At 57.5% G+C, this 8,994-nt stretch carries 8 protein-coding genes; all 8 read left to right on the top strand.

Annotated elements, in window-relative coordinates; genetic code table 11:
• The first annotated feature begins 215 nt into the window (after window positions 1-215).
• The 8 genes from IP81_RS02935 to IP81_RS02900 are packed head-to-tail and all read left to right on the top strand — an operon-like array spanning window position 216 to window position 8,972.
• On the top strand, window positions 216-1,130 hold the full coding sequence (locus IP81_RS02935; RefSeq protein WP_054106461.1) for a ThuA domain-containing protein: 915 nt from the start codon (window positions 216-218) through the stop codon (window positions 1,128-1,130).
• A complete protein-coding gene (locus IP81_RS02930; protein ID WP_054106460.1) occupies window positions 1,127-2,266 on the top strand; it encodes a Gfo/Idh/MocA family protein in 1,140 nt (379 codons plus the stop codon). Before IP81_RS02935 ends, IP81_RS02930 begins: the two co-directional genes overlap by 4 nt.
• Before the next feature lie 11 nt (window positions 2,267-2,277).
• On the top strand, window positions 2,278-3,324 hold the full coding sequence (locus tag IP81_RS02925) for a sugar phosphate isomerase/epimerase (RefSeq protein WP_197274497.1): 1,047 nt from the start codon (window positions 2,278-2,280) through the stop codon (window positions 3,322-3,324).
• Between the two features lie 30 nt (window positions 3,325-3,354).
• Window positions 3,355-4,641, top strand: a complete 1,287-nt coding sequence (locus IP81_RS02920) for a sugar MFS transporter (RefSeq protein ID WP_054106458.1) — start codon at window positions 3,355-3,357, stop codon at window positions 4,639-4,641.
• A 4-nt stretch (window positions 4,642-4,645) separates the two neighbouring features.
• On the top strand, window positions 4,646-5,506 hold the full coding sequence (locus IP81_RS02915) for a sugar phosphate isomerase/epimerase (protein ID WP_054106457.1): 861 nt from the start codon (window positions 4,646-4,648) through the stop codon (window positions 5,504-5,506).
• 22 nt (window positions 5,507-5,528) lie between these two features.
• Window positions 5,529-6,152, top strand: coding sequence for a gluconate 2-dehydrogenase subunit 3 family protein (locus IP81_RS02910; RefSeq protein WP_054106456.1), 624 nt, complete (start codon window positions 5,529-5,531; stop codon window positions 6,150-6,152).
• A 13-nt stretch (window positions 6,153-6,165) separates the two neighbouring features.
• Window positions 6,166-7,854, top strand: coding sequence for a GMC oxidoreductase (locus tag IP81_RS02905; protein WP_369800696.1), 1,689 nt, complete (start codon window positions 6,166-6,168; stop codon window positions 7,852-7,854).
• Window positions 7,851-8,972, top strand: coding sequence for a ThuA domain-containing protein (locus IP81_RS02900; protein ID WP_054106454.1), 1,122 nt, complete (start codon window positions 7,851-7,853; stop codon window positions 8,970-8,972). The genes IP81_RS02905 and IP81_RS02900 overlap by 4 nt, the downstream gene beginning before the upstream one ends.
• Window positions 8,973-8,994: the final 22 nt, after the last annotated feature.

Below are 8,994 nucleotides of genomic sequence, written 5' to 3'. Positions count from 1 at the left end.
CATCTGCATCGCCGCAACCGTCATCTTCTGGCTCAATCAATGAGTCCTGAGCCTAGATATCCCAGTTGCGATGAAGCAAGCCCCGCAAGCACGATACTGCTGGTTAAGGCATTAATCGAACGCTATCGAACGTCCCTATACTGCCGCAACGGGAGCGAGGCAGCCGCGGCACGCATGAAAAATGCTAATTCCCCAATTAGTGGAGGCGTAAGACGTTGCGAAAGATCATTAAAATCGTCCTTTGGATTTCGCTGGCGCTTGCCGCAATTCTGGCATTCAACGCCTGGCGCAACTGGGACACAATCCACCGCGTTATGCTGGGTGGTTTGAAGGTTTATGAAACGGCTCCGCCCGCGCTTCCTGCGCAAATCAACCGGCCGGCCATACTGGTCTTTTCCAAAACCAACGGCTTCCGCCATGAAGAGGCAATCCCGGCGGGCAATGTGCTGTTTGCCAAGCTAGCCAAGGACAACGGATGGGGGCATTTTCAGACCGAAAACGGTGCGACCTTTTCGCCAGCCATTCTGGCACGCTTCGATGCGGTGATCTTCAACAATACCAGCGGTGACGTGTTTACGCCTGCACAGCGCGCCGCCTTCAAAGCGTTCCTTGAAAACGGTGGCGGTTATGTAGGCATACACGCTGCTGGCGATAATTCGCACGATGCATGGGGCTGGTATGTCGATACCGTCATCGGCACGCACTTTATCGGGCATCCGATGGATCCCCAGTTCCAGAAGGCTACCATGCGGATCGAAGAGCGTTCGCACCCGGCCACGCGCAATTTGCCTGCCTCGATCGAGCGTACCGACGAATGGTATTCGTTCGACAAATCGCCGCGCCGCCCCGGAATCACCGTGCTCGCCACTTTGGACGAAAAAACTTACGTCCAGAAGGGGGTGTTTGGTCAGGAACTGGCCATGGGAACTGATCACCCGATTGCGTGGTGGCGGTGTGTAGGCAAAGGGCGCGCGCTCTATTCAGCAGGCGGACATACCGCAGCATCATTCAACGAACCTGAAATGACGGCGCTACTGACGGGGGCTGTGCGTTGGGCGCTGAAACTGGAAGGCGATAGTTGCTCGCTCAACCGTATCGCAGACGCTGTCGTAGCGGTGGAGACACCATGAAGCCGGTTCGCTATGGCATGATTGGTGGCGGGCAAGGGGCATTCATTGGCGGAGTCCACCGCACCGCTGCGGCTATTGCGGGCAATTGGGAGCTTGTTGCAGGGGCTTTTTCGTCCACTGCTGAAAAGTCCTTCGCATCAGGCGCCGAAATCGGTGTCGATCCCGCCCGTGTCTATGGTTCATGGGCCGAATTGCTTGAGCGCGAGGCCTCACTTCCTGGGGATATCCGGATTGAGGCCGTGTCTATCGTCACCCCCAATCATGCCCATGCAGCGCCAGCCATCGCGGCTATGGAAGCTGGATTTGACGTTATCATCGATAAGCCGTTGGCCCACAGTATTGAAGCGGCCCAAGCGATTGCCGATGCCACCATTCGCACCGGCCGCCTGATTGCCATCACCCATACGTATACCGGCTATCCGTTGGTCAAGCAGGCGCGCCGGTTGGTCACTTCGGACCAGTTCGGGAAAGTCCGCCGTGTTGCGGTAAAATACACGCAGGATTGGCTATCGCGCGCGGCCGACCTTGAAAACAACAAGCAGGCCGCATGGCGTGTCGATCCGGCATTGTCGGGTGAGGCTGGCGCGTTTGGCGATATTGGAACGCATGCCGCTAACTTGGTGGAATTCATCACGGGTGAGCGGATTGTCTCGATTTGCGCGGAACTGACCATGCTGGAAGGGCGCCGGATTGATGATGATGGCGCAGCGCTGTTGCGCTTGTCCGGCGGCGGCAAGGGGACTTTGACTGCAAGCCAGGTGCTCGTCGGCGACATCAATGACCTTGCGATTGATGTTTGGTGTGATGAGGCGGGGCTGCATTGGCGGCAGGAAGAGCCTAACACCATGCGCATCGCTTATCGTGACAAGCCCACGGAAATCTGGAACGCAGGTGCTAACCGCGCTTACCTTTCGCCTGACATTCTTGCGATTCAGCGTACGCCCGCTGGTCATCCCGAAGGCTATCTCGAAGCCTTTGCCAACATTTACCAAGCGTTCGGCGCAAGAATCCGGGATGAACCCTCAAATGCTGACGAGCCGGGCTTTGCAACGATTGCCGATGCACTCTCTGGCATGAACTTCCTGCGCGCCAGCCTTGAATCGAGCCGTGCCGGCGCGGTTTGGACCGAGCTTTGAAAGGAATTGCCATGAAGGGCCCCGCAATTTTCCTCGCGCAGTTCGCGAGCGATCAAGCTCCTTTCAATTCTTTGGATGCGATCACCCGTTACATGGGCGACTTGGGCTATAAAGGCGTTCAGATTCCCACTTGGGATGCGCGCCTTTTCGATTTGGAACTGGCCGCAGAGAGTCAGGATTACGTCGAGGAAGTTAAGGGCATTTGTGCGCAGAACGGCGTGGAAGTGACCGAACTTTCGACCCACTTGCAGGGCCAACTGGTTGCCTGCCATCCGGCCTATGATTTGATGTTCGATGGCTTCGCGCCCGCAGCACTGCATGGCAACTCTGCTGCGCGGACCGAATGGGCGGTCAACCAGCTTCATCTCGCAGCGGCCGCAAGCCGCCGCTTTGGCCTGAACGCGCACGCTTCATTTTCCGGCGCGCTGCTGTGGCACACGGTCTATCCGTGGCCGCAGCGTCCTGCCGGATTGGTCGAAGAAGGTTTTGCTGAACTCGCGCGCAGGTGGAAGCCGATTCTCGACAAATTCGACGAGAACGGCGTCAATCTCTGCTACGAGTTGCATCCGGGCGAAGATCTCCATGACGGTGTGACATTCGAACGTTTCTTGGAAGCAGTCGGCAATCACCCGCGCGCCAACATTTTGTACGATCCCAGTCACTTCGTGCTGCAACAACTCGATTATCTGGCGTTTATCGATATCTATCACGAACGCATCAAAGCCTTCCATGTCAAGGATGCCGAGTTCCGCCCGAACGGGAAAGCCGGTGTCTACGGCTCCTATTCCGGATGGGCCGAGCGCCCCGGGCGATTCCGCTCTCTGGGTGATGGCCAGGTCGACTTCACCAGCATTTTCACCAAGCTGACGCATCACGGCTATGATGGTTGGGCCGTGCTTGAATGGGAGTGTGCCTATAAGCATCCCGAACAAGGTGCAGCCGAAGGCGCGCCGTTTATTGCCCGCCATATGATCCGCAAGGCTGACCGCGCGTTTGATGATTTCGCAGGATCGGGGGCCGATCTTGGCTTTGTCCGCCAAGTTCTAGGGTTGCAATAGCCGACAAGCGGTACAACCCCGGAGAGAGAAATGAAGACACCTGAAGAGCATAAGAAGTCGATCTTCTGGATATGCGTTCTGGCACTGTTCATCGCGGCGCTCGCCAATGCTGTGCGTGCAGGTGCGGCAGGCGCGATGAAGGTCGCACTTCTCGATCCCATTGATGCGCAGCATTCGGGCGAGCTGATCGGCACTGTGCTGGGCAATTCCTTTCTCGGCTTTGCGCTGAGCTTGCTGGTCATCAGTCCTCTACTTGACCGTTTCGGCGCCAAGCGCGTGATCCTGTTTGCGGCGGCGTGCTATATTGTCGGGCCGCTGCTGGTGTTGGTCGCAGGTGGTGCTGGTTCATCTACAGTTCTGCTGCTGAACCTTGCGATGGTGATCTGGGGTTTTGGCTGGGGGGCTACCGAGGCCTCGATAAACCCCGTGATCGCAACGCTCTATTCCAACGACAAGACCGGCAAGCTTAACGCTCTCCACGCATGGTGGCCCGCTGGATTGATCGTTGGCGGATTGACGAGCGTTGCGTTCTTCCAGTGGTTCGATCTGCCGTGGCAAGCACTGGTGGCAATCTGCATCGTTCCGGGCGTTGTTCTGGCGATCTGGGCCTCGCGCCATTCCTTCCCGCAAACCGAAAGCAAAGTTGCCGCCGTTCCCTTTGGTGAAATGATGGCCGAGCCATTCAAGCGCCCCGGTTTCTGGGTGTTCTTTGCAATCATGTTCCTCACCGCATCCAGCGAACTTGCGCCGGGGGCTTGGGTTGATGTGACGCTTAGCCAGACAGTGGGCATGCCGGGCATCCTCGTGTTGGTCTATGTGTCGGCGATCATGTTCATCATGCGCCATTTTGCAGGAGCATTGGACCAGCGCTTTTCCGACATGGGCCTGCTGCTGATGTGCACACTGCCCGCAAGCCTTGGTCTTTATCTGCTTAGTATTGCCAATTCGCCTGTTACTGCGCTTTTGGCCGCAACAGTGTGGGCGTTCGGCGTTTGCTTTATGTGGCCAACCATGCTGGCTGCGGTTTCGCGGCGCTATCCCAAAAGCGGGCCTTGGGGGATCGGTCTGGTCGGCTTTGCCGGCGCCTTGGCAATTTACTATGTGCTGCCGCAACTTGGCGCGATTTATGATCAAGCCAAACTGGAAAAGGCAGGAAGCGAGGCAGCCTTTGCGGCCCTTGAGCCCGGTAGCCCCGAACTACAGCAAGTGTTGGCCTTCGCCGCAGCGCAAAGCTTTCAAACCATCGCGATTATCCCGATCGCGCTGTTCTTCATCTTCGGTGCGGTTCGCCTTGTCGAACGCAGCACGAAGGGCTGAGTGCATGAAGATCGGCATAAACATGCTTTTGTGGACTGGCCACGTTGCGGCAGAGCATTTGCCGATTCTCGAAGCTCTCAAAGCGGAAGGTTTTGATGGCGTTGAAATCCCGTTGTTCGATGTGAGCAATGAGGGGCACTACCGCTGGTTGGCGGGCGTGCTTGATGACATCGGGCTGGAACGCACGGTCGTGGCCTTGATCCCGGATGAGGCCCATAACCCTGTTTCAGATGACGCCGCCTGCCATGCGCGGGCGGTCGATCATCTCAAGCGCGTCCTTGATTGCACCGCCACACTCGGCGGACAGGTTATCGCAGGTCCGTGGTTTCAGCCGTTGGGCGTATTCAGTGGTAATCGCCCTAGCGAGGCTGAACTGGACCGTTGCGCCGCCGTTCACCGACAAGTCCTGCCGCTCATGCGTCAGGCAGGGATCGCGCAAGGGCTGGAGCCGCTCAACCGCTTCGAAGCGCACTTGCTCAATACCTGCGAGCAAGCCATTTCCTATGCCCAGCGCATTGGTGATGGTGGGATCGGCATTCTTTACGATACATTCCATGCCAACATTGAAGAGCGCGATCCGATTGCGGCGCTGCATGCGCTTCACGCATCAGGCAATCTTGCCCATGTCCATATCTCTGAGAATGACCGGGGCACGCCCGGGCGCGGCCATGCAAGGATCCGCGAAACGATCCATGCGCTGCGCGCGCTGGGCTATGACCAGTGGTTGACGATCGAGGCCTTTGGGCGGGGGGTGCCGGAACTGGCCGCAGCAACCCGCGTCTGGCGCAATTTCTTTGAAAGCCCTGAAGAAGTTTACCGCGAGGGCATCCGCTATATTCGCCAATGCTGGGATGAAGCTGCCTGATCCGTCCATGGAGGACCGAGTTATGACGAACCCGATGCTTATTGATCGCCGCACATTGATCGAACGTGCGCTTATGCTTGTGGGGGCAGGGGCTGCTGCCAGCACATTTTCGGTATCAGCGTTGGCCGCTGCTGCGACGCGGACCAAGCCCTATCTGGATAGCAGCACTTTTGCGTTGCTGACCGCAGTGGCCGATACGATTGTTCCGCGCACCGATACCGCAGGGGCCATCGACGCCAAGGTGCCTGCAAGCATCGACGCATTGCTGGTCAATTGGGCCTCGGGCGAACGCCGCTACCAGATCACCGAGGCGTTGGCCGAAATCGATAGCCTGGCGCGCACAGCCCTCGGCAAGGGCTTTGCTCAGTTGTCTGCGACAGAGCGCTTGGCTTTGCTCAAAGGCCATGATGCGGCAGCGCTTAAAACCACTGCCAGCCAAGCGCCCCGATCAATCAAGAACCTGATGGCAGGCCCCGCGTTCGTGAACCCCGGCTATGGCAAGCTCAAGGAACTGATCGTGCTGCTTTATTACGTATCCGAGCCTGCCTTGACACAAGAGCTATCCTATATCCACGCGCCCGGCGAATGGCAGCCATCGATCCCCGTCACATCTGAAACCCGCCCCGCCGCTGGCGGCATGTTCTGATCAGAGGAATTGCATGATGTTTGACGCTATTGTCATTGGTTCGGGCATGAGCGGCGGAATCGCTGTCAAGGAATTGTGCGAACGCGGGCTCAAGACCCTTGTCCTCGAACGAGGCCGCAAGATGGAACACGGCACGTCCTACACCGACTGGATGCAGCCATGGGACTTGCCCAACGCCGGGATGATCCCCGAAGAGGAATTGACACGCGATTATCCGGTCCAAAGCCAGTGCTATGCCGTGACCACCGCGACCCAGCAATACTGGGTCAAAGACAGCGAACACCCCTATACCACGCCTGAAAACAAGCCGTTCTCGTGGATTCGCGGCAATCATCTGGGTGGCCGGTCCCTGATGTGGGGACGCCAGACGTATCGCATGTCGCCGCAGGACTTCGAGGCAAACGCCAAGGATGGCCATGGCTCGGACTGGCCGATTCGCTATGACGATCTGGCTCCGTGGTACGATCATATCGAACGCTTCATCGGCGTTGCCGGATCGCGAGAAGGCCTTGAGCAGTTGCCCGATGGCGAGTTTCTGCCGCCATTTGCGCTCAACGATGCCGAACTCCTGTTCAAAAAGGCTGTCGAGGACAAATTTCCGGGCCGCAAGGTGATCCCGGGCCGCGTCGCCAACTTGTCCAAGGCGCAGCCGCACCATGAGGAACTGGGCCGGTCAAGTTGTCAAAACCGTTCGATCTGTGAGCGTGGATGCAGCTATGGTGCCTATCATTCCAGCCTCAGCTCCTCGCTTCCGGCGGCCGAGCGGACCGGCAATCTCACGATCATTACAGACGCCATAGTTCACTCGATCGTGCACGATCCCAAAACTGGCAAGGCCACCGGCGTGCGCGTGATTGATTCCAACACCGGTGCTGGCCAGACCTATGACGCCAAGGTCATCTTCAGCTGCGCATCGTCCATTGGTACGGCGCAGATCCTGCTCAATTCAAAGTCTGAAGCCATGCCAAACGGTTTGGCAAATACGTCCGGCATGGTCGGTCGCAATCTGATGGACCACCTTTATGGCATGTCGGTAGCAGGTGTACTGCCAAAAGGCCCGGACACTTATTACCACGGGCGGCGGCCAACCGGGCTTTACATTCCGCGGTTCCGCAATGTTACCGAAGATGGAGAGTTCCTGCGCGGTTACGGTTATCAGGGCGGAGCATCCCGCATGAGCTGGCGCAGTGCAGCGATTGGCAAACCGGGGCTTGGCGCTGAACTGAAGGAACGCACCCGCAAGTTGGGGCCCTGGATGATCTACATCGCCGGCTTTGGTGAAATGCTGCCCAACCCCGAAAACCGCGTAACGCTGAACGCCAACAAGCCAGACAAGTGGGGAATGCCCACGGTCCACATCGAATGTAGCCATGGCGAGAACGAGCGCAAGATGGTCAAGCAAATCATGATCGATGGCAAGGCCATGATCGAAGCTGTGGGCGGCACCGTCGTCAGCTCTATGGCCGAACCGGGCACACCGGGCCTTGGCATTCACGAAATGGGTACGGCGTGCATGGGTAAGGATCCCAAAACTTCGGTCCTTAACAAGCACAATCAGGCGCATGACGTGCCCAACCTGTTCGTGACTGATGGCGCGGCAATGGCGTCCGGCGGCTGTCAGAACCCCTCGTTGACCTATATGGCGCTTTCGGCACGAGCTGCCGATACTGCTGCCAAATTCCTGAAAGAAGGCGTGTTATGAGCCAGTTTGGATTTAAGCTTGTCGCCTCGGCGCTGGCACTTTGCGCGATCAGCGGCGGGGTGGCATCGGCAAAGCCGGTGACGGACTGTCCTTTACGCGATGCCCCGTTTTCGATGGAATCGCCGCTGGTAGATATCCTGCTTAATGCTGAGGCAAAGGCGATAGTGGAACAGCGCACCGGGCGTTCGTTTGATAAAGGTCCGGCTGCTTTTGTCGGTACGAAACCGCCAACATTCGCAGCTATTCTCACTTTGCGTTCGGCAGCAATGTTTACAGGGCTCAAGCCCGAAGCCCTGCCTGAAATTGACGCCGCCTTGCGCAAACTCCCAGTCACTGAGGCTGACAAAATCGCTCGCTGCGACCGCTATGATAACGATGTCCCGAAGTTTGCTCCTGCTACCGGTAAACCCCGCATGCTGTTATTTGAAAAGATCACCGGATTTCGCGATTCCCCTTCGGTCGATGCTGCCCATGCTGCGTTTATCGAAATGGGTAAGCGCAATGGCTGGTCAATTGCAACGACCGACAAAGGCGGTGCCATTAATCCCAAAACGCTCAAGCAATTTGATGCCGTCATCTGGAACAACATCAGTGGCGATGTGCTGACCCTGTCACAGCGCAAGGCGTTCAAAACTTATCTTGAGCGCGGCGGCGGCTTCTTCGCCATCCACGGTTCGGCAGGCGATCCCGCTTTCTTTTGGGATTGGTACACCGATACTCTGATTGGCGCGCGATTTTTGGCGCATCCGATGAAGCCGCAATTCCAGGAAGCGCGTATCGCCGTAGATAAGGCGCATCCGCTTGCTGCTGGATTGCCACCGGAATGGAAAATGTCGGATGAATGGTACTCATTCAAAACCAACCCGCGCAGCGTTGGTGCAAAAGTGCTGCTCACATTGGATGAGGCCAGCTATGTCCCCATCGGACCACAGGGCATCGATTTGAAGATGGGTGATCATCCATTGGCGTGGACCAATTGTGTGGGTAAGGGGCGCATGTTCTACTCGGCGATCGGGCATCTACCCGAAACTTACAGTCAGCCCCAACACGTAACCCTGCTTGAAAACGCGATGCGGTGGGTCGCGCTTGATCGGAAGGCTTGCACTGGGCGGCCATGAGTTTAGCGCGCTTTTTGGGCAA

The sequence above is a fragment of the Novosphingobium sp. AAP83 genome (genome assembly GCF_001295795.1).
Lineage (GTDB): Bacteria > Pseudomonadota > Alphaproteobacteria > Sphingomonadales > Sphingomonadaceae > Novosphingobium.
Note: the sequence above shows the minus strand (reverse complement) of the source record. Positions and strands in the feature narration are given on the sequence as shown.

What these genes read in the sequence shown, in the direction of transcription:
- IP81_RS02930 (WP_054106460.1), top strand. Translation starts at nt 1,127, where the DNA reads ATGAAGCCGGTTCGCTATGGCATGATTGGTGGCGGGCAAGGGGCATTC.
- IP81_RS02925 (WP_197274497.1), top strand. Translation starts at nt 2,278, where the DNA reads ATGAAGGGCCCCGCAATTTTCCTCGCGCAGTTCGCGAGCGATCAAGCT.
- IP81_RS02920 (WP_054106458.1), top strand. Translation starts at nt 3,355, where the DNA reads ATGAAGACACCTGAAGAGCATAAGAAGTCGATCTTCTGGATATGCGTT.
- IP81_RS02915 (WP_054106457.1), top strand. Translation starts at nt 4,646, where the DNA reads ATGAAGATCGGCATAAACATGCTTTTGTGGACTGGCCACGTTGCGGCA.
- IP81_RS02910 (WP_054106456.1), top strand. Translation starts at nt 5,529, where the DNA reads ATGACGAACCCGATGCTTATTGATCGCCGCACATTGATCGAACGTGCG.
- IP81_RS02905 (WP_369800696.1), top strand. Translation starts at nt 6,166, where the DNA reads ATGATGTTTGACGCTATTGTCATTGGTTCGGGCATGAGCGGCGGAATC.
- IP81_RS02900 (WP_054106454.1), top strand. Translation starts at nt 7,851, where the DNA reads ATGAGCCAGTTTGGATTTAAGCTTGTCGCCTCGGCGCTGGCACTTTGC.